Here is a 20,819-nt window from a genome sequence, read left to right as displayed (position 1 = left end):
CAATATGAATAAAAAGCAACTTACATCCCCAATTTCATTTTACTTAAAAAATCATAAAAAAAGTGTGACAAAAATCAAATATTTCAGTTTTTATTAATGATACACATATAAAATATCTGTTAAAAACCTTTTATTTATCATGGTTTAAGCAAACATACCAATTATATAACAGATATTTATTTGCAATATAACAGAATAAACAGAAAAACGCTTAAGGAACCGTGTCCTTAAGCGTTGTTTATATAAAAGCAGTTATCTTATACATAGACCGGAAGTAAAATGTTTTATCTCTGCAGCTGTCGTTCAAAATATTGCGATAACGTGACAATCATTGCCCCCATCCGCTCTAGTTCAGGAGCGATCACTCTAGTAATTCCTTCTTCTTGAAGCGCTTCTTGCGTGACTTTTCCGACTGCACAGGCAACGACATGCTCATTCAGCGTTCGGCGGAACAGCTCGATATCTTTTTGCTCCTTTACAAAAGAAAATAAAAAGCGGACTTGCATCGCCGCTGTAAAACAAACGGCATCGACTTCGCGGCGCACGATTTCCTCATACAGCGTTTCCAATGTTTTCGAATCTGGCGCCACATGGCGGTATGGAAGCAATTCGCTGTAGGATGCGCCGTTTTCGGTTAGATATTGCTTAAGCGTCGGAGCGGTATCACCATGCAGTTGCACTACGACCTGTTTCCCCGCCAATGTATATTCTGCCAATGAGCGGATCAGCCCTTTCGTCGTACCATCATCGCTGACAGCAATAGGAGAAATGCCGATTTTTTTCAGCGCCGCGACCGTTTTATAGCCGCGCGCCGCTACGTGCGCCTTTTGTATGGTGGTCATCCATTCTTCTTCTATGTTTCCTCTCTCTGCCGTCTCCAGCAACTTTTCTACTCCGATACCAGTTGTAAAAATAAACCAGTCTGGACACACGGCCATTACCGCGCGCATTTCCTCTTCTAGCTCTTTCTCTTTCAAAAATACCGTTCCTTGCGCCGGCCGCACAACCGCAATTCCGCCTTGTTTTTCAATCAGCGTCGACATCTCTTCCAGCTTTCGCGACGCACATAACGCAATGCGTTTTCCACGCATCTTTCCCCTCTCCTTCCCTAGATACGAATACTTCTATTGTAAAATACTGCTTTTCTGCCACGCAATACAAAAAAAAGCGGTCCTTTAGGAGCACGCTCTTTTCCCTTCTTGTCTAGCGGGTATGTACCATATATTTTTCTCTTCGATCAAACGACCCGTAAATGCGCGTCGGCTCAATGGAAACCACATGATCTAACGAGATGTTGATCAAGTTCATGTTGCGGTTATAGGCAAATAATTTCCGAGCATCTTTGTAAAGTTTGACAGGTAAAAACGTTGCCTCTCCTTGCCTTGTTTTAATTTTGACCGGCTGCTTTTCTTCAATCCACACTATTAATTGCTTATACAACTCCCGCATGATCAAAAAATCCCCCTTGATATATCATTTGCTTACAATTATAAAAACAAATGGCGGAAGAAGGAATGAAGAAAAATCAACAAATTATTATTCTCGTTTTCGAAAATATTGTCGATAAAAAGAGACGCAGGAGACTGCCTGCGTCCATATTTTTCTAACTTAACGATACAACAAGATACGCGCTGCCGAACGATCGTCGCTTTCGCCAATGACACGGATTTTCAGCCCATAATTTGGAACGTTCCGCCCTGCATCAACAGCCCCTTTATTTTCGTAGGAGTTGCTGTCATCGAATAGCGGCAATGGCGATGTATGATTATCGAGTAATTTCGAATCGCTAAGCTCGAGGCGGAATTTCTCCCCTTTTTGCAGACTGAACGCGGCATCATGGACTTGGTATCGTGTCGAAGCCGGCATGTTGCCTGACCATTTCAACGTTTTTTGATCCGCATCGACAACGCCGAGGAATCCGTCGCCTGGATGAATGCCCGTCCAGTTGTTGTCGTACAACTCGTCGACATACCACACAACAAGCCCTGGATCGTACGACAACAATTGATCACCGCGGAGAATATGGGCCAATCCTTCATCGACCCCTTGATGGTTGCGCCATTCCACCAAATAATAATGTTTCGAATACCATTTTCCATTGCTTTTGGCAAAACCATCTAAAGTAAAGAGCGGCTCTGTCTCGACGTCGTCCTTCAACACTGCCACATCGTCCGCCATCACTTGCACATCGTCGACATACCAGCCTGCTTCGGCAACATAAACATCGGTCACATAGTGGAACCGAAGCTCAATCGTTTTCCCCGCATAAGCAGATAAATCAAACTGCGCATCCACCCAGCCGTTGGAAGAACCGGTAATGCCGTTTCCTGGATTTTGTCCGTTCGGATTGTCCGTAGTTGTAATGGTGCCTGGAATGGTTACCCATTGGTTAGAACCGTTTTCTTTCACTTCGACAGACGCATAATCCCAATCTTTTTCAATTTGATACCATGTTTTAAACGTTAATTTGGCTTGTTTTGCTTTCGTTAAATCTAACGTTGCCGACATCGATTGGTCCAAATTATTTCCTCTCCCCGAGAAGTAAGCGTACGTTCCGCTCGCCGGAGTCGTGACGACTGTTTCTTTATCCGGCAGGTTGATGCGAACAGCATCGTTGTTCGTTCCTTTCGTGCTCGCCTGGTCCAACAAGACTTCGACGCCGTCTTTCGTAATTTCGTTGAAATCAACCATCGTTCCTGTCAGCCAGTTGCTTCCCGGCATCGTGGCTTGCAAAAATTCCTTCGCCCATGCGCTGAAGCCGGTCGGTTCTGTACCAGGAATTTTTCCTGCCCAGCTGCCGCTTGACATAATCGACCAGTAAGCAATCGGCTCTCCTAATCCTGAATATTGTGTGTCGTACTCGTCCGGCAAGCCTAGATCATGACCGTATTCATGGGCAAACACCCCTGCTGCGCCGTCGGCCGGTTCAATCGTATAGTCGTACGCAGCAAGCTGTCCGCTCCAATACGGGACATCGGCCGATGTATCCGGAATGCGGAACACTCCTCCTAAATTCCAGCGGTGCGACCAAATCGCATCGCCGCCAAGTTGACCGCCGCCCGCTTCTTCTCCGACGCTGGAATGGACGATCATTAAATGATCAATTAGCCCGTCCGGCTCGCGGTAATTGCCGTCTCCATCTAAATCGTAACGATCTTCTTGGTCAAACTGCCGCAAATCGATGCTCGGATCTTTGGCAGCGGCTGCAAGCGCCTCTTTTACGAGCGCGCGGGCATTGGCATCGCTTCCGTTCGGATCTGGCACGTTGCCCCCGTAATATTTGGCCGGGTATTTTGCCTTATACCAGCCAGCCACTGCGCCTTCAATCGCATAGCTTCCTCCAGACTGCTGTTCGTAATATTTTTTCACTGAAATGAATTTTTCGCCGTTCGGTCCTTCATAATAGCCGTCTTTATCGCCAAAAATCATATCGTAATAATGTTCTTTCGAATAATCTTTGTAATACATGTCCGTTTCGCCCGGCTGAATCGAATTATGTGGAAAATCTGGGTATTCGATTAACAGCACCAGTACCCGGTCGACCCGTTTTCCTCCGTTCCACGCTTCCTCTTGCACAGAAGGAACGGTCGTATTTTTTGATTGTCCCAGTTTTTTTCCTTTTCCATTTAAAACTCTATTTTTCTGATAGTTTTCTTGCAGCATTTTTTCACGTTTTGCTTCTTGTTTATACAATTCTCCCTTTTCTTTTACAGTGTCTGACGCTTTTTCTTTCAAATAAGTTCGAACCGCTTCTTCCGCTTCAGCCGGTGTCGCATTGGCGGAAATTTTTCCGTCTTTTTTAAGCATTTCTATTAACTTTTCTTCATTGGCAATCGCTAAATCGACAGGTCCACCTTGCTTTAATGTATGTGCAGCTGGCTCTTTTGCCTGCACGTTCGGCGCCGTCACATTCGGCACATTCCATAACCCTATCCCCAGCGACAACGCCAGTGCAGCTGAAAAAATAGACTTCTTTTTCAGAATGATCCCTCCTAAAGTCATATTTTAAGATAATTTATATTATTAAAATAATATATAATAGTCTAAAAAATAAACAGAGTCTTTCATACTATGAAAATCAGTATGGAAGGCCTATCCATTTTTTGTTGAAAAACGAAGATTTATGTCAAAAAAACACTATGAATTCGCCCTTAACATCCGACACTTTTTCTGTTTACAATGTTGTATATTAGCAGTAATTGTTGAATTTGCCCTGAAAGTACCGTATTTACGCGAAAGAAGGTGCAAGTAATGCTTAATATTGTAAAAGATTTTTTGTTAAATTTGTTTTTTATCCTTCTTCCTATTTTTACTATTCCAATTTGGATCGAACAACGAAAAGTGCCAAAACATATTAAACAACATTTGCTTACCATCTTTTATTCCTTTGTCATTATCCTATGTATTACTATTCCTGTCGGCGCTGATAAAGTGTCTATCTTCGACTTGCGCCAAATCCCGCTTTGGCTAGGAAGTTTATATAGAGGAATAGCAACAAGCGCCTTTCTCTGTCTAGTAACGATTGGTTATCGTTCTTTATTTGAGGGGGTGGGATTTTTTGTCACCGCTGTTACTTCCGTCCTCGTTATGGGAACCAGTATCGTATTGTCAAAAAAGTTTTTGCAGCTTCCGTCCAAACACCGTATATCGCTGGCAACTGCGCTATCTGCATTTTCCGGGATTATAACGATCGGACTGGCCGAATTATTTCATGGCATTCCGTCACCGTCTGTTCTCCTTTCCTTGACCTATTTGCTCGTTCAGCCAATATGTATGTTCATCGCCTGTTCTTTAAAAGAGATGGTTTACCACAATATCGCCTTGCGAAAACGGATGATCCGCGCGGAAAAAATGGAAGCGGTAAGCCATCTGGCCGCCTCCATTTCCCACGAAATCCGGAATCCGCTCACAGCCGCGCGCGGGTTTATGCAATTGCTGGAGCAACACCATCTTTCGCCGGAAAAACGGAGGCAATATGCGCGAATCGCGATCGAAGAGTTAGATCGCGCCGAAGCGATTATTACCGATTACTTGACATTCGCCAAACCGGCTCCTGAAACAGTGGAAAAGTTGAATGTCAAAACGGAAATCGAACGCGTGATTGATTTTATACGCCCGCTCGCCAATATGAACAGCGTGGAAGTGCGAGCGACATTAGCGCCGTTTTCGATCATAGGAGAGCGCGAGAAATTCCGTCAATGTTTGCTCAACATTATGAAAAACGCAATTGAGGCGATGCCGAACGGCGGTGTGCTGCAAATTTACGTTTCGATTGAAAAGCGGCGCGTGCTAATCCGCATTTCCGATACCGGCGTCGGCATGACAAAAGAACAAATGGAGCGGCTCGGGGAACCGTATTTTACGACGAAAGAGATTAAAGGCACCGGGTTAGGAATGATGGTCGTATACCGCATTATTGAATCAATGAATGGAACAATTCATATTCAAAGTGAGGTACATAAAGGAACCGAAGTATCCATCTATCTTCCGCTTTCTTCCTCTCACTTGCCACAAGAGGTTCGGAAAGCAAAAAAGATTTTTGCTGTTTTATAAACTTGGAAGTCGCACATATGTCTACCAGAAAAGAAGTGTGCGAATGGAACAGCGGCTGAAATGCATAGCAACAAAAATACGGCTATCCATCGCAAAATGGATAGCCGTTTTCATGACCATTGAAACTGTTCAGCCGGTCGAATGATCGTCCGAAACGAATGAATGAGCAAATGGCGATGCCGGCAAACTCATCTTTCGTATGAATGTGTAACTGCACCGTTAAGTCGCTTTTTGCTGCTTATAACGTTCTTTCTTCAATCAGCGTAATATGTTAACGATAAAACGCCGCAAACAAATATAGCACCGCCAGCGATGCCATAATCATCACAACGATCGTTCCCTATTTTACAGCATTCAATTGTTCATCCTTCTCGGCAATTAGCGTTTTCAGCAGTTGAACCATTTGCAGAGCTGCGGCAAACATTTTTTCCTGCGCTGGGCTTGCCGCTTCATATAACGATTTGGTGTCGATCTCTATGCCGTCAATAATTGCGTGTTGACAATTCCTTTTATTTATTTCCATGTCGTTTTTCTGCTACAATACACAATAGACTTGCGACATCACAGTCAGCAAATATGAATGAAAAGGGGATTTGGCATGATTCATGTGAAAACGGAAAGAGAAATAAAACTAATGCACGAAGCAGGAAAATTATTAGCGGCTTGTCATCAAGAAATCGCCAAGCTCATTGAGCCTGGGATCACCACCATGGAAATCGACCATTTTGTGGAAACATTTTTGGCAAAGCACGGTGCAACGCCGGAACAAAAAGGATATCGCGGATATCCTTATGCGACATGCGCCTCGATTAACGACGAAATTTGCCACGGCTTTCCGCGCAACGAGCCGTTAAAAGAAGGCGACATTGTCACGATCGATTTTGTCGTCAACCTGCATGGCGCCCTTGCCGATTCGGCATGGACCTATGCCGTCGGCAAAGTGAGCGAAGAGGTGCAAAAATTGCTTCATGTGACAGAGCAATCGCTCTACAAAGGGATTGAGCAGGCGGTCATCGGCAACCGGATCGGTGACATCGGCCATGCCATTCAAACCTATGTGGAAGCAAACGGTTTCTCCGTCGTCCGCGATTTCACCGGACATGGAATCGGGCCGACGATTCACGAAGAACCATATATTCCGCACTTTGGGGAAAAGGGAAAGGGCATGCGCTTAAAAGAAGGAATGGTGATCACCATTGAGCCGATGGTCAACATCGGCGCGTGGCAAAGCAAAATGGACCAAAACGGCTGGACCGCGCGGACAATCGATGGCTCCTATTCCGCACAATATGAACATACGATCGCGATCACCAAAAACGGTCCGCTCATTTTAACGACTCTTTCTTAACTAAACAGCCCCTTGCACTCTGCCATTTTAGGAAAGAAACGTTGGAAGGTAAAGCAAAAAACTAGCCGCTTTTGGCTAGTTCTTTGCTCTTTTAAAGTTTACATAATAATATTACGGTTATATAAATAACTTATGTGCCCGTTTGCACCATTGGCTGGTCTTTTTTACCCTTGCACAACTTTCACATAAAATGTGCGTTGGCGCGGACCGTCGTACTCGCAAAAATAAACTCCCTGCCACGTTCCTAAAAGAAGCCGGCCATCCGTAATAATGACATGCTGCGACGCACCGACTGTACTCGCTTTCATATGCGCAGCCGTATTTCCTTCCAGATGGCGGTCAAGCGGGTGCTCCCATGGATACGTTTCGTCAAAGCGGCGCATCATATCCCGCTTCACGTCAGGATCGGCGTTTTCGTTAATCGTGATTCCCGCTGTCGTATGCGGGCAATACACGATGGCCACCCCTTCCGTTACGCCTGACTCACGAACTGTTTCCGCGACAAACGAAGTAATTTCGATCATCTCATCCCGTTTCGTCGTGCGAATGGTAAAAGAGCGAAGCATAATACTCACCACCAAACAACATATTTTGTTTCGAAAAAAGATTTTTGCTACTTTTATATTATAGCGTTATAGCGCACAAAAAAGGTGAGGAATAAAATGAAAAGATACGAGAATCTAGATGGGGTTTCGATGAAAAAATCATTTGCCGATTTTCGCCGCTGGCAAAAGGAACGAAAAAGCAAAAAGAAAGATTTATCTTACCAAGTTCCACGTGTCGCTGTGCCGCAGTACGAACAGCTTCATACGAACCGCAGCCGCACGCTGCTATCTTGGGTCGGCCATTCGACCTTTGTCATTCAGATGAACGGTATCACGATTGTCACCGACCCGGTATGGGCCAAACGGATGGGAACGGCAAAGCGGCTTTCCGAACCAGGCATTCCGTTAAGTGAAATGCCGCCAGTCGATGTTGTCCTCATCTCCCACGGCCATTATGATCATTTGCATTTTCCAAGCATTCGCAAGCTAAAAGGAAATGCTCATCTATTCGTGCCGGTCGGACTCGGCCGCCTGTTCCGCAGAAGAGGATACAAACAGGTAACGGAATTGGCGTGGTGGGAAACTCAACAACTTCATGGCGTTACGTTTACGTTTGTTCCGGCGCAGCACTGGACGAGGCGGACGCTATGGGATATGAATACATCGCACTGGGGCGGATGGGTGATCGAGGCAAATGGGAAGCCGACCATCTATTTTGCCGGCGATAGTGGCTACTTTCGCGGATTCCGTGAGATTGGCGAGCGCTTTTCGATTGATTATGCGCTTCTGCCAATCGGCGCGTATGAACCAGAATGGTTTATGGGGCCGCAGCACGTTACTCCCGAAGAAGCCGTGCAAGCTTTCCTTGATTGTCAAGCCGGGTTCTTTATTCCCATGCATTACGGCGCTTTTCGCTTGGCGGACGATACGCCGAAAGAAGCGCTCGACCGCTTATTCGCCGAATGGAAGCGGCGCGGATTGGATGATCGGCGCTTAAAATTTCTGAAGCTTGGGGAAGTGCTCAACTGTGATACATAAAAAACGCTTCCTGTTAAAGCCAATTTCAAGTTGGCAACCTTTCCGGGCAATGTAAAAAAGGAGCCTAGCCATCGGCTCCCTTTCACTGATTATATTGGCGAAATACGTACGGCTCCTTCGGCTCGCTGATCCGTTGCCATGATGTCACTTTCACATAAGGGATGTTCGTATGAAACGGCTGATAATAAACGGTGGAAAGCGTTCCTTTGACATGAATCCATTCATCATTTTTCAGCCGCGGCTGCTCTGAAAACTCGGTCAACAGCCCATATACCCCCGAATCGGCCACACAGTGAATAATGCCAAAGCGAAGCACAAAAACTTGATTGTCTTTCGTCGTTTCATCATGGTATACAAATCCATCGAACTCGATGTCCCGATCGTCAAACTGGCCCGGAAATTGATAAATCGTCTCCATCACATTTAAATAATTTTGGTCGTCTAGTGTTAAATGCGATGCTTTCCCGTATTTTTTCAATTCCTTTTGCATTAAATCATCATAATCATCTTTTCCGTAATAAATGCTGGTGTCAGGGCGCAAAAATTGCCGCTGGACAAACGGGTCACCGCTGTCGGCCGCCAATTTGGGAATATGAAATCCTTTCGCTTTCACCATCTCTGAATCAAGCGTGGCAACAGGAAACAGCAGTGCCGATACAATTGGAAATATAAATACCATATAGTTAAGCACCCGTTTCCAACGCGCTTGTTCTTCATGGTGATGGTGACAGCACTCGTCATCATCGCAGTGAACGTGTTCTTCTTTCCGGCTTGCGAAAATAAACTGAACGATCGTCAACAAGGCAAAAACAAAGATGGCGCTGAATGATAGATACGAATAGCGCATATTAATATATTTGCTTATTTCCCCTGTAATATATAAATGAAAGAATAAAAACGTAAATCCGAGCAAAATATACATGCGCAACATGCCATTTCACCCCCTTATATCAATAACGAACCGATAAATACGAATATCGTAATATACAAAATGAGCATCAATACAAAACGCGTTTTAAACGACTGCAACAACATCAGCGTGTTTTTTATATCCAACATTGGTCCGTATACGAGAAATGCGGCAAGCGCGCTAAACGGAAACGTATTTTGAAACGAGGAAGCGATAAACGCATCCGCTTCCGAGCACAATGACAAGACAAAGGCCAGCGCCATCATCACCAGCACGGAAGACGCTTTGCCATGACCAATCGCCAGCAGCGCCGACGTTTTTACATACGTTTGCATCGCTGAAGCGAAAAATGCGCCAATGATTAAATATTTTCCGGTCGTGAAAAACTCTTCGATCGTATGCTCTAGCGTCCCGATAATCTTTTCTTTCCATGATTTTGCCGCGATGCTCGGAGCCGGCGTCAAATGGCGCAATTGAGTCTCTTTATATTGGACAGCGATAACGAAACCAACGACAATGGCCACGATACAGGCAAAAATAGAGCGATATAATACCATCGTCCAGTTGCTTCCAAACGCAATATAGGTCGAAAACAAAACAACCGGATTAATGACCGGACCAGTTAACATGAACGGAATCGCGGCATACAGTGGCACGCCTTTGGCGACAAGCCGGCGCGTAATCGGCACAATCCCGCATTCGCAGGCAGGAAACAACGCACCGATCAGCGTTGAATAGATGATAGCCAGCACCTTATTTTTCGGCACCCATTTCTCTATCATTTCTTCCGTCACAAACATTTGAATGATGCCGGAAATGAACACGCCAAGCACGACAAATGGCAAAGATTCTATTAATATACTAATAAATATCGTATTCAGCTGGAGAAATGTCTTCATAGTTTTGTAAGCTCTCCTTTTTCATATTACAATCGTTTATTGTACCATGAAACATTCCTTCTTTCATGAAAGTTTGATAAAAATATTGTTTTTGTATAAAAAAATGGAGCGGCAACTAACCGCTCCGACTTCCCTTTCGTTATTCTTCCACTTCTTTCTTCCACAATCCAACCATCAGCGCTGTGACAAACGAGCCGATCAAAATCGCCAATACATATAGCCAAGCGCTGCCTTTTACGATCGGAATGACGAAAATTCCGCCATGCGGCGCCGGAAGACCAATATGAAACAACATCGTCAACGCTCCGGCTACCGCGGAACCGACAATAATAGACGGAATCACCCGCACCGGGTCAGCGGCCGCAAATGGAATCGCGCCTTCGGTAATAAAGGTCGCTCCCATGATGTAGCACGTTTTTCCCGCTTCCCGCTCCGCTTTTGTAAATTTCTTTTTAAAGAATGTCGTCGCCAGCGCGAGCCCTAGCGGCGGCACCATTCCGCCCGCCATAATCGCCGCATGCGGCGCATAGTTGCCGGCATCGATCATCGCGATGCCAAACGTAAACGCTGCCTTATTAATCGGACCGCCCATATCGACCGCCATCATGCCGCCAAGAATCGCACCGAGCAATACTAAATTCGCCGTTCCCATATGTTCGAGCCAATGTTTTAATCCTTCATTAATCGCCTTAACCGGATCAATAACGACATACATCATAATCATTCCCGTAATAAAAATGCCAAACAGCGGATAAAGCAAGACTGGTTTGATTCCTTCAAGCGGCTGCGGCAGACGGCTGAACAGCTTTTTCAAGCCAACGACTAAATAGCCCGCAAGAAATCCGGCAATTAATCCGCCTAAAAATCCTGCTCCGCCGTTAGCCGCCATAAAGCCGCCGACCATTCCCGGCGCGAACCCCGGACGATCGGCAATGCTCATCGCAATAAATCCCGCAAGCACCGGAATCATTAAGGCGAAAGCATTGCCGCCGCCGATATCCATCAGCGCCTTGGCGATTGGGTGGTACGACGGATCTTTCGGATCGAACGCCTTAATGCCAAAAATAAACGAAATTGCAATTAAAATCCCGCCGCCGACGACAAACGGAAGCATATTGGAAACACCATTCATTAAATGTTTATAAAACCCGGTGCGCGGCTTTCCTTGCCCCGCCGTTTCTTTGGCGCTGCTTCCTTGGTAAATCGGCGCATCCTGGCGGAGAGCTTGTTCAATTAGTTCTTTCGGCTTGCGAATCGCCCGTGCCACAGGCACTTGGATAACATGTTTTCCGTTAAACCGCTCCATTTCGACCTGCTTGTCCGCCGCCACGATGACCGCCACCGCTTCTTCAATATCCCGTTTGGTCAATTCGTTTTTCACTCCGCTAGAGCCGTTCGTTTCCACTTTGATGTCTACGTTCATTTCGGCCGCTTGCGCTTTTAACGCATCGGCTGCCATATACGTGTGGGCAATACCCGTTGGACACGCAGTAACCGCAACGACTTTCGGGCGCTTTGCTGCCGAAGCAGCGGTCTTTTCCGCTTTCGTCTCTCCTTCTCCTTCTTTTTCGGCAATCAAGCGAAGCACTTCTTCTTCGTCTGAAGCGCTTTCAAGCTGTGCACGGAACGACGCATCCATCAGCATCGACGATAAGCGGGCAAGCGCCTCTAAATGGGTATTGTTCGCTCCTTCCGGCGCCGCGATCATAAAAAACAAGCAGCTCGGTTTTCCGTCTAATGCATCATAATCAATGCCGGCTTTCGAGCGGCCGAACGCTACAGCCGGGCGTTTTACTGCCGCCGTCTTGGCGTGCGGAATGGCAATGCCATCGCCGACGCCTGTCGTGCTTTGCGCTTCGCGCGCCCAAATCGCCTCTTTGAATGCTTGGGCATCCGCTAATACTTCTGCATCCTTTAATTTTGCGACAAGTTCGTCAATCACTTCTTCTTTTGTTTTCGCTTTAAGATGGAGAATAATCGTTTCCTTTGTGAGTAAATCGGTAATTTTCATCAAAATGATCCCCCTTTTTTCACATACCATTAGAAACGCATAACATTAACTTCATGTACCAGCTGTTCGACACGGTCTTTCGTGCATAAATCTTCGGAAAATGCCGTTGCACTTCCAGATGCGACGCTATAAGCAAACGCTTCTTCCAAACTTTTTCCGCTTGTATACGCGGCAAGAAATCCTGCTACCATCGAATCGCCCGCGCCCACGGAATTTTTCACTGTTCCTTGCGGCGCTTTAGCAAACAGCGTCACCGCGCGGTTAAAGTAGAATGCGCCATCGCCGGCCATTGATACGATCACGTTTTCTACGCCCATTTCGACAAGCCGGCGGCCGTAAGCGATGATTTCTTCTTTAGCCTGAAAGCTTGTCCCAAATAGCTCGGCTAATTCTTTATGATTTGGCTTGGCGAAAAACGGCTTGTGGGCAAGCAGCGCTTTTAATGCCGGCCCGCTTGTATCCACAACTACTTTTGCATTTCTTTTTTTTGCCTCATCGCAAATTTTCTCATAAACATCTGAAGACATAGAAGAGGGCACGCTTCCTGCCAAAACGATGATATCGTTTTCCGTCAGCGAGCGAATTTTTTCAAGAAGCTGCACCTCGTGTTCCGCCTCTACCGTCGGCCCTTGGCCGTTAATTTCCGTTTCTAGCCCCGCTTTTAATTTCACATTAATGCGCGTATTTCCCGGAATTTTCACGAAATCGCACACAATGTTTTCTTTGCCAAGCTCTTTTTCGATAAACTCGCCGGTAAAACCGCCGATAAACCCGAGTGCGGTGCTGTCGACACCGAGCCGTTTCAATACCCGCGACACGTTAATCCCTTTTCCGCCAGGGAATGTCAACGTTTTCACTGCGCGGTTTAATTCGCCCACGCGAAGTTCATCGACGTGTACCACATAATCGACAGATGGATTTAATGTACATGTGTAAATCATTTTGCCACAACCTCTACTGCTGTTTTTGCTTTATATAGTTCTTGCCACTCTTCATCCAACTGATCGGTGATCAATATTGCTTCATGCAAATCGGCAATTTTCGCAAACGCGCTTTCGTTCAGCTTCGAATGATCGGCAAGCACATACGCTTTTTGCGCCAGGCGCATCGCTGTATGCTTTACCATCGCCTCTTCCGGATCCGGCGTCGTATATCCGTATTCATAGTGAACCCCGTTGGCGCCGATAAAACATTTATCAAAGCTGTAGCTTTGCAATGACTGCAATGCGCCGCGGCCAATGAGCGCTTTCGTCTTCTTTTTCAACAAACCGCCAAGCAAATACGTCGCAATGTCATTTTCTAAAAGCAGCTCTAGATGCATCATCCCGTTTGTGACGACCACGATATCTTTGCCGCGCAAGTGCGGGATCATCTCGAGCGTCGTCGTGCCCGCATCTAAATAAATGCAATCCCCGTGCTCAACAAGGCTTGCCGCGTATTCGGCAATTCGTTTCTTTTCTTCGATATGTTTCGCCGATTTTTCCAACACGCTTAACTCTTCCCGTTTTTGGTGAGGCAACGTAGCACCGCCATGAATCCGCCGCAGCTTTTTCTCTTTTTCCAGCTGCGTTAAATCGCGGCGAATGGTGGACTCGGAAGAATGGGTCGCCTCAACCAGCTCTTGCAGCTTGACTACTTCTTTTCGCGCTAACAGATCCAATATAATGCGATGGCGTTCCTCTGTAAGCAATCACCTTACCTCCCATAAATGAATCAAATGGATTGTACTACTATCATAAGCGAAATTTGTCGAAAGATCAATCAAAATCAATCAAAAATAATCATTTTAAATCAAGAAATGTTATAAAACATTCAAAAACAGTCAAACCCGATAAAAAATAAAAGCTGCCTGCTTATCATTAGACAGCTTCCACTACGACTCGCTTGGAAGATACAATTTAATTTGCAACGAATTTACTTGAGAAATGAGTAGCTCGTCATACTTTTTCTGAGCCAAAAAGTAAATTTCTGTTTTTGCAACATTTGGGTTTTCTTTTTCCGTCTGTTTCACCATGTCGTTCCATACTTTTTTGGCCAGCAAGGCTAGTTCGGCATATTGTTGCTGTTGTTTCCAAAACTTTTTCTCCCCGTATTGACGAATGATTTCTTTTGCCGTTTTATATCGATCATATTGCCGCTTTCGTTCTGTTAATTCTTTGGCCACTTCACTTTTTGTCACTGAATATCCTTTTTCTTTCGCAAGAAGCGCCATCGAATGCAATTCAATCAAATGTGTCACAGACGGATGTATTTGCTGTAAATGTTGATTTTGCCTCTCCCAATAGTTTAGCCTCTCTTTTAATTCTTCTCCCTTGTATTTCGCCTGATCCGTTTCCTTGCCGATGGCAATCCCGATTTGTGAAAGCGTTTGGTAAAAATGGACATCTTTCATCGTTATCGCTAAACCATTGATCATCGCAACTGCATCTTCTTTTTTCACTTTCATTTTCACTAGCTTTTCCATCGCTTGTTTTCCATTTTTGATCTGTAAAAGTGCTTCCCAATCTCCCTCCATTGGCAGCTGCACTTTCCCTTCATAGACCCCCTCGCTTTTCTCCTTCAATGTCGTTGTTATCGTGCCGTGATCCATATTTACCATCTCAAACGTGGCGTGAACTGTCAATCCGCTAACAGGTTTCCCATTTGCTTTAACTTCTACCGCAAACGGAGCCGGTACTCCTTCTTTATAAAAAGGCTTCGTTTTTATGGAAACTTCCCAGTCTTGCTTGTGACAACCGACAAGAAACAACGCGATAATAAGAACGGCGACAGCCATTTTTTTCATCTTATTCCTTCCCCTCTCCCGTCCACATGATTGATTCAAATTCCGCAATTGAATATTTCGTAATTTTTCCGTTTTCTAAATAGGCGATATGCGTACAAAGCTGCTTTACTTCATCTAAATGATGGGACGATAATAAAATGGTTTTATCAGGCAATGAACGTAAAATGGAAAGGATGTCGGCCCGTCCCAGTGGATCAAGCCCGCTTGTCGGTTCGTCCAATATTAAAATGTCCGCATCGTAATAAAGCATGATCCCTAGCCCAAGCCGCTGAAGCATTCCTTTTGAGTATTGCTTGCTTTTTACATTTCGCGCTTCCCATAAATGAACTAACCGTAATATTTCTTCCATTCTTTTCTCGTCTATCTTTGAAGCATTTAAAGATGCGAAAAAACGTAAATTTTCTTCCCCAGTTAAGTGAGGATATAGTTGAAATTTTTCCGGAAGATAGGCAATATGTTTTTTCCATTCGTGCCGCTTATGGTTCACTCCGTTGATGAGAACTTCCCCGCTCAGAATGGGAATCAAATTCAACAAACTATGGATAAAAGTTGATTTCCCCGCTCCGTTTCTTCCAATCAGCGCACATTTCTCCCCTTTTTCAATCACCATATTCACATCGTCGAGCACTTTGTTCTTTTTATATGCCACTGTTAAATGAGCGACTCGAATCATCCTTGTTCCCCTTTCCGATAACATAAAACGGATGCGAAAAAGATCATCATCCCCCAAACCAGGATATTTATCACTATTAAAATGCTAGGAGAAAATGAGAAAAATTTCGCCATCATTCTAGATAAGTAGTCAAGCGAGAACGTTCCGAGCGATGTTTCTAAATAAAAACGCAGCGTATGAAGTGGATGAAGAAAATAAATGAAAGAAAACAGCTTCACATTTTCATAAGTGACTTTCGGAAGAAAATAAAGCAAAACGAAGTCATATAGATAAATGAAAAAGAATAGCGTAAAAATATTTGCACCGATTAATTGAACTTTCGTGCCGCAAACGCTTCCTAAAAAAATACCGATTTGATTAAAAATAAGGATCATTATGACAATAGCAAGCAAGAAATAGAAAAAATGAGACAGATGGAAGGAAAATAAAAATTTTACCGGTATCATTAAAATGAAATACCAGATTATAAATGCCGCCATCGAAATAAATTGAACAGCTAGACTTTTTTTCCATAAAAATTGTCCGTATGAATCGTTTTTAGCCAGGATCATAATAAGCGTTCGCAACTCTTTTTCCTGTATAATCGAAAAGGAAGCGAAAAATAAACAGAGCAGCGGAATAACGTACGTGTCCATTTCGAATAGCGTCAATAAAAACACCTCAAACCCATGGTCAGGCGGCAATCCTTTCGTATTTAAAAATACAGAAAGGGATGTAGCAATAATAAGAATAAGGAAAAACCAAAACGCTTTTCCCCTTGAAATTTCCAGCCATTCTTTCCAAATGTAATCCATCATTATTAACCCCTTTGGAATTTTGTTACTACTATCATGCCGATCCCGATCAACAGCAGCCATCCGCTAATTTGCAGAAACGGCAGTCCGGCTTGCGTCATGAGCGGATGCCGATCAACAGCCATCACTTCTTCTGCTTGTAAAAGCTCATTGATTTTTTCGTACATCTGGATGCTTGGCGAATTCAAAAACAAATAGGCTAGCTCATTTTGCTCCACAATTTTGTGCAGCGAAGATGTATATTTAAAAGGAGATTCTCCTTTTCCATCCTGATTGAGATCAAAAATTCGTGCTTCGTCTCCCCAATCATTGCCTACTCCGTGAAAACTCCATTGATTGCTGTCTTCACCGCCTAAACGCAATACGGCGGTAGTATTTTTTAGAAATCTATTGTCCGTAAATATTTGTTTCTGTGAACTTGCCCAAAGCTCCACACCAATTTGATTTTGCAAAAATATATTTCCCTTGAGAAAATTACTGTTGGATTGATCCATATACAATCCCCGCTGGTTTTGATAAAACTCATTGTTCATAATTTCGTTATGATTTGCCATCTGCAGCAGCACTCCAAAGGAACGCATCCCTTGATTCAATAAAAACTTATTATTTTTTAAAATAATTCGGTTCGAGTTCATGATCGCCGCCCCGCCGGTATTAAACATAAACTCATTTTCGTAAAACTCATTGTCGTCTGAATACATATAATGAAGACCATACCTTGTATGCGATACGCTATTTTGCTTCACAACGTTTCTGTTGGAATAATCGAAAAAGATGCCGTCTCTTGTCCCGTCAATCGTATTGCCAACCAAATAATTAAAGTTCGAATAGTAGATGTGCAAACCGTTGCCTTGACCAGCGATTTCTCCATTTTTTTCTCCAACTACGCGCACATTTTCAATTCGATTATGGTGTGCCTTGCTTAAATAAATGCCATGAAAAGAATTTTTAATGGTGATCGCTTTTAATGTATTATAGTTGGAGTACACTTTCACGCCAGCATATTCTTCTTGTGTATCCCGGCTTTTCCCGCTGTTGGTAATCGTTACATTTTCCAGCACGACATGCGGCGATTGAATCGAAACGACATTTCCACGGCCGCTTCCTTTAATGACCGTATGGGACGCTCCGATAATTTTCAGCGGTTTATGAATGACAATATCACCGACATATGTTTTATCTTCCAAGCGGACCGTGCTGTGAGCAGGAGCTGCATCAATAAGTTGCTGCAACGTTTGTTCCGCTTTTACGTCTTTTCCTAAACAAAAAAGAAGAAGAAAGCATGAAAGCAGCCGCTTTTTCATTTTCTCCGCTCCTTCCATAACGGAAACAACAAACATAAGAAGGCAGCTCCTACGATGTAAGAACCGGTTGTAAAGTAGCTAAAAGTCGTAAAATTGGCAATCCGATTTTCCCCAAAAATAGGCGGAACAAACGGATCTATTCGAATCGGGGCATTGTCGTTTAAATTTGTTCCAAAATCGACAAGCCAGCGGTGTATATCATAAATGCCTAGCGCTCCGCCGATGAGAAAAACGACAATCAATGCATACAGCCAACTTTTTTTTCTTAAAAAAGCAACTACAACCGTAAACAATGCCATGGACACGATAAGATAAGGCAAATACGCTAATTCAGGGAAACTTTCTTCACTAAACGGTTTCATTCCGATATAATGGTTTAACCCATTAATAATCTCAATATCTCCTTTCAGCTTATTGGGATAGACGACAATATCCAACCCTTCCGGATATTGCGGCGCAATAAAATTCATTCCCCACCATGGAAAAAATAAAGAGATGATAAGCAGCACTCCTGCAATACTAATCGAAATGGCAGATGATACAGACATTTTTTTGGCTGGCATTCGTTTTACACCTCTTTTGATAAAAGGGGGAATCTAATAGAAGATCCCCCGCTTTTTCCTATTGTTTTGGTTTGACTAGCAAGTAGCCAGTCATTTCTTGATGCAAAGCAGAACAGAAGTTCGTACAATAAAGCGGATATGTGCCTGGTTTATCAGCGACAAATTCCATCGTATTTGTTTGACCTGGCTGGATTTCCATATTAAGGTTGTATTGGTTAATCGCAAATCCATGGGTAATGTCCTCATCAAAATCAATGTTGGTTATATGAATAACAACTTTATCGCCTTCGTTCACCTCAATGACATCTGGCCGTTTTGCCTTCGCATCAAAAATAAATTTAGAGCGCATCGCAATGCCGTATACATGCACTTCGTTGCCTTTTCGGACAATGCGGGCATCTTTTTGATTGTAGACGGCATCTGGATTTTTTTCGTCTTTCGGATATACTTCAATCGTTTTAATTTTATCCGCTTTAATCATTTGACCGTAGTGCGGTTCCGGGTCGACAGGAACCGATTGAATCACTTTCATTTTCTCGCCGCTAATGTCAATTAACTGCATTGATTCCGGATGCGAAGGGCCGACGGATAAATAGCTGTCTTTCGAGAGTTTATTCAACGACACTAAATATTTGCCGTCTGGAGAAACCGTATCCCCCTCTGCCGCCACCGCATGCCCTGGAGAGTATTGAACAGGAACACGGTCAAGCACTTCACCTGTATTCGGATTCCATTTCACAATTTCCGATGAAATAAACATCGTCGTGTAAGCCATGCCTTTCTCATCAAATTGGGTGTGAAGCGGCCCGAGTGCATTTTCCGGGTTTACTTCCCGTTCCATCACCGATTCATATTTTAAAATCGGAATGCCGTTCCGTTCGCCGGCAAATTCTTTATTTTTAATCGCTTTAAATGCTTTCTCGAATGAAAAAACCGTTAATAGCGGCGCGAGTTTCCCTGACGCGATAAAGTACTTTCCGTCTGGGGTAACGTCGACTCCGTGCGGTGATTTGGCGACAGGCACTAAATAAATGCCGCCTTTATGTTTTTCTGGAAAAATCATTTTTTGGCCGCCGACGTTATCATATTTTCCCTCTTTCACCATTTTCTCTAGTTCTTTCCAATTAAACAGAACAATAAAGTCGCGGTCTTCCTTCGATGCGTTAATTTCTAAGTTTGTCGTCGCTTCTTCGGTATTGTAGGTGGTAAGAACTGCCCAATCTTTGGAAATCTTTTTCCCTGCGTCGGATAAATCATACGACCAAGGCGGCAACGCAACTTGGTAGGCGATGTGTAATTTTTGCGTTTTTTCATCCAACGTCACCGCGCTCATAACGCCGCGATATTCTTTGCTATAGTTGTCAAGTGATGCGTATTTATGGCCGATCGGCACCGAAAAACGTGTCGGCAAAAATAAATATTCCGTATTCTCCGTCACAAACGCGGCACAGTGTGGTCCACTCGTATTTGGAACTTGAATAATGTCTTTTACCGTAAACGTTTTTAAATCCATGACTGCTGCGCGGCTATTGCCCACATCAGTCGCAAACATGTACTTTCCATCATACTCCCCATTCGTTTCCGAAAATGCTGGATGATGCAAATCGCCCCATGTATAACCGCCAAGCATTTCTTTCGAATGTTTATCCCAGCCGTAACCTGTCGCCGAGTCTAATGAAAAAACAGGAACAGTGCGAATGCGGCGCATCGATGGTACACCATAAATAAACATTTGTCCCGAATGTCCGCCAGAAGCAAATAAGTAATATTCATCCTTTTTTCCAAACGGGACATATACTTTTTCCGCGTCCGTTTTTGCTGCTGCCGTTGGGATCGTTTCTTGTGAAGAAAAGTTCCCAAAAAATACAGTGGAAGCTAAAATTCCGACGGCGAGCCCCGAAAGCGCGGAAATAACTTTCTTCTTCATTGCTTTCCCCCCTCTTTCCCATCAATTATTTTTCCGATGCGGTTTTCAATACTTTGATAATGGCTGCGCGCTCTTCATTTGTAAGCGGATGGGATTTAATCACCCCTGACATTACGGCAGAAGTCGGAGCTTTCAAAAACTCCTCAATCGGCTTTCCATGTTTCCCTTCTACTTCTTTATAAGCATTCGATAAATCTGGACCTGTCGTCCCGCCTTGCAAATTTAGTTTCGAGACCGAATGGCAGGATAGACAACCTTTTTGTTGGAGAATATCCCCCTCTTTTGAACTAGCGCTGACTGTTTCTTTCGAATCATTTGTTTCTTTTTGAACGGCAGCTGTTTTTTGCTTCGCGTCAGCTGCTTGACTTTTCCCTGTGAACTGGAAATAGGTGTACCCACCCGCCAAACCGATTAACGCGCTAATGATGAAAATGATCACGGTTTGTTTCATGAACATCCTCCCTCTATA

Annotated in this window: 21 protein-coding genes; 3 read left to right on the top strand and 18 right to left on the bottom strand. The window is 44.2% G+C overall.

The genetic code is table 11. The annotated features are described in order from the left end of the window. Positions 1 to 284: 284 nt before the first annotated feature. From GCA01S_RS05390 to GCA01S_RS05380, 3 genes are all read right to left on the bottom strand, one after another. The gene (locus GCA01S_RS05390; RefSeq protein ID WP_017434206.1) at positions 285 to 1,091 is read right to left on the bottom strand and encodes a uroporphyrinogen-III synthase; all 807 of its coding nucleotides are present in this window, start codon (positions 1,089 to 1,091) and stop codon (positions 285 to 287) included. A 112-nt stretch (positions 1,092 to 1,203) separates the two neighbouring features. Further along, positions 1,204 to 1,449, bottom strand: coding sequence for a hypothetical protein (locus tag GCA01S_RS05385; RefSeq protein ID WP_017434207.1), 246 nt, complete (start codon positions 1,447 to 1,449; stop codon positions 1,204 to 1,206). Positions 1,450 to 1,608: 159 nt separating this feature from the next. Continuing rightward, the gene (locus GCA01S_RS05380; RefSeq protein ID WP_042408034.1) at positions 1,609 to 3,981 is read right to left on the bottom strand and encodes an immune inhibitor A domain-containing protein; all 2,373 of its coding nucleotides are present in this window, start codon (positions 3,979 to 3,981) and stop codon (positions 1,609 to 1,611) included. 270 nt (positions 3,982 to 4,251) lie between these two features. Here GCA01S_RS05380 and GCA01S_RS05375 point away from each other — a divergent pair, with 270 nt between their 5' ends. After that, complete coding sequence (locus GCA01S_RS05375) at positions 4,252 to 5,553, top strand: ATP-binding protein (protein WP_042407845.1); 1,302 nt, start codon at positions 4,252 to 4,254, stop codon at positions 5,551 to 5,553. 82 nt (positions 5,554 to 5,635) lie between these two features. Here the strand turns inward: GCA01S_RS05375 and GCA01S_RS20830 are convergent, their stop codons facing one another. Continuing rightward, on the bottom strand, positions 5,636 to 5,770 hold the full coding sequence (locus GCA01S_RS20830; RefSeq protein ID WP_255212259.1) for a hypothetical protein: 135 nt from the start codon (positions 5,768 to 5,770) through the stop codon (positions 5,636 to 5,638). A 123-nt stretch (positions 5,771 to 5,893) separates the two neighbouring features. After that, positions 5,894 to 6,076: a hypothetical protein gene (locus GCA01S_RS05370; protein WP_042407843.1), complete on the bottom strand. Its 183-nt coding sequence runs from the start codon at positions 6,074 to 6,076 to the stop codon at positions 5,894 to 5,896. Positions 6,077 to 6,151: 75 nt separating this feature from the next. Between GCA01S_RS05370 and map the strand changes: the two genes are divergently transcribed. Continuing rightward, positions 6,152 to 6,901, top strand: coding sequence for a type I methionyl aminopeptidase (map, locus tag GCA01S_RS05365; protein WP_017434211.1), 750 nt, complete (start codon positions 6,152 to 6,154; stop codon positions 6,899 to 6,901). 164 nt (positions 6,902 to 7,065) lie between these two features. Here the strand turns inward: map and GCA01S_RS05360 are convergent, their stop codons facing one another. Beyond that, positions 7,066 to 7,467, bottom strand: coding sequence for a secondary thiamine-phosphate synthase enzyme YjbQ (locus tag GCA01S_RS05360; RefSeq protein ID WP_017434212.1), 402 nt, complete (start codon positions 7,465 to 7,467; stop codon positions 7,066 to 7,068). A gap of 96 nt (positions 7,468 to 7,563) precedes the next feature. Between GCA01S_RS05360 and GCA01S_RS05355 the strand changes: the two genes are divergently transcribed. Then, a complete protein-coding gene (locus tag GCA01S_RS05355; RefSeq protein WP_042407840.1) occupies positions 7,564 to 8,484 on the top strand; it encodes an MBL fold metallo-hydrolase in 921 nt (306 codons plus the stop codon). Between the two features lie 82 nt (positions 8,485 to 8,566). On the opposite strand, the gene GCA01S_RS05350 is transcribed toward GCA01S_RS05355, so the two are convergent. From GCA01S_RS05350 to GCA01S_RS05295, 12 genes are all read right to left on the bottom strand, one after another. Further along, positions 8,567 to 9,415, bottom strand: coding sequence for a TIGR03943 family putative permease subunit (locus tag GCA01S_RS05350; protein WP_042407837.1), 849 nt, complete (start codon positions 9,413 to 9,415; stop codon positions 8,567 to 8,569). A 14-nt stretch (positions 9,416 to 9,429) separates the two neighbouring features. Continuing rightward, positions 9,430 to 10,293, bottom strand: coding sequence for a permease (locus tag GCA01S_RS05345; protein WP_042407835.1), 864 nt, complete (start codon positions 10,291 to 10,293; stop codon positions 9,430 to 9,432). A gap of 139 nt (positions 10,294 to 10,432) precedes the next feature. Next, on the bottom strand, positions 10,433 to 12,304 hold the full coding sequence (locus tag GCA01S_RS05340; protein ID WP_042407832.1) for a PTS fructose transporter subunit IIABC: 1,872 nt from the start codon (positions 12,302 to 12,304) through the stop codon (positions 10,433 to 10,435). 29 nt (positions 12,305 to 12,333) lie between these two features. Further along, on the bottom strand, positions 12,334 to 13,245 hold the full coding sequence (pfkB, locus tag GCA01S_RS05335) for a 1-phosphofructokinase (protein WP_042407830.1): 912 nt from the start codon (positions 13,243 to 13,245) through the stop codon (positions 12,334 to 12,336). After that, entirely contained in the window at positions 13,242 to 13,994 is a 753-nt protein-coding gene (locus tag GCA01S_RS05330) for a DeoR/GlpR family DNA-binding transcription regulator (RefSeq protein ID WP_042407828.1), read from the bottom strand. The genes pfkB and GCA01S_RS05330 overlap by 4 nt, the downstream gene beginning before the upstream one ends. Positions 13,995 to 14,177: 183 nt before the next feature. Further along, positions 14,178 to 15,089, bottom strand: a complete 912-nt coding sequence (locus tag GCA01S_RS05325) for a FixH family protein (RefSeq protein WP_042407824.1) — start codon at positions 15,087 to 15,089, stop codon at positions 14,178 to 14,180. Position 15,090: 1 nt separating this feature from the next. Beyond that, a complete protein-coding gene (locus GCA01S_RS05320; RefSeq protein ID WP_017434220.1) occupies positions 15,091 to 15,762 on the bottom strand; it encodes an ABC transporter ATP-binding protein in 672 nt (223 codons plus the stop codon). Then, positions 15,759 to 16,556: an ABC transporter permease subunit gene (locus tag GCA01S_RS05315; RefSeq protein WP_042408031.1), complete on the bottom strand. Its 798-nt coding sequence runs from the start codon at positions 16,554 to 16,556 to the stop codon at positions 15,759 to 15,761. Before GCA01S_RS05315 ends, GCA01S_RS05320 begins: the two co-directional genes overlap by 4 nt. Before the next feature lie 5 nt (positions 16,557 to 16,561). Then, entirely contained in the window at positions 16,562 to 17,896 is a 1,335-nt protein-coding gene (gene nosD / locus GCA01S_RS05310) for a nitrous oxide reductase family maturation protein NosD (protein ID WP_143420841.1), read from the bottom strand. After that, positions 17,857 to 18,423, bottom strand: coding sequence for a hypothetical protein (locus tag GCA01S_RS05305; protein ID WP_017434223.1), 567 nt, complete (start codon positions 18,421 to 18,423; stop codon positions 17,857 to 17,859). The genes nosD and GCA01S_RS05305 overlap by 40 nt, the downstream gene beginning before the upstream one ends. A gap of 58 nt (positions 18,424 to 18,481) precedes the next feature. Next, a complete protein-coding gene (nosZ, locus tag GCA01S_RS05300; RefSeq protein WP_042407817.1) occupies positions 18,482 to 20,350 on the bottom strand; it encodes a Sec-dependent nitrous-oxide reductase in 1,869 nt (622 codons plus the stop codon). Positions 20,351 to 20,375: 25 nt separating this feature from the next. Next, the gene (locus GCA01S_RS05295; RefSeq protein WP_042408026.1) at positions 20,376 to 20,801 is read right to left on the bottom strand and encodes a cytochrome c; all 426 of its coding nucleotides are present in this window, start codon (positions 20,799 to 20,801) and stop codon (positions 20,376 to 20,378) included. Positions 20,802 to 20,819: the final 18 nt, after the last annotated feature.

This window comes from Parageobacillus caldoxylosilyticus NBRC 107762 (genome assembly GCF_000632715.1).
In the GTDB taxonomy this organism is placed as follows: Bacteria; Bacillota; Bacilli; order Bacillales; family Anoxybacillaceae; genus Saccharococcus; species Saccharococcus caldoxylosilyticus.
This window is presented reverse-complemented; position numbering and strand designations above follow the sequence as displayed.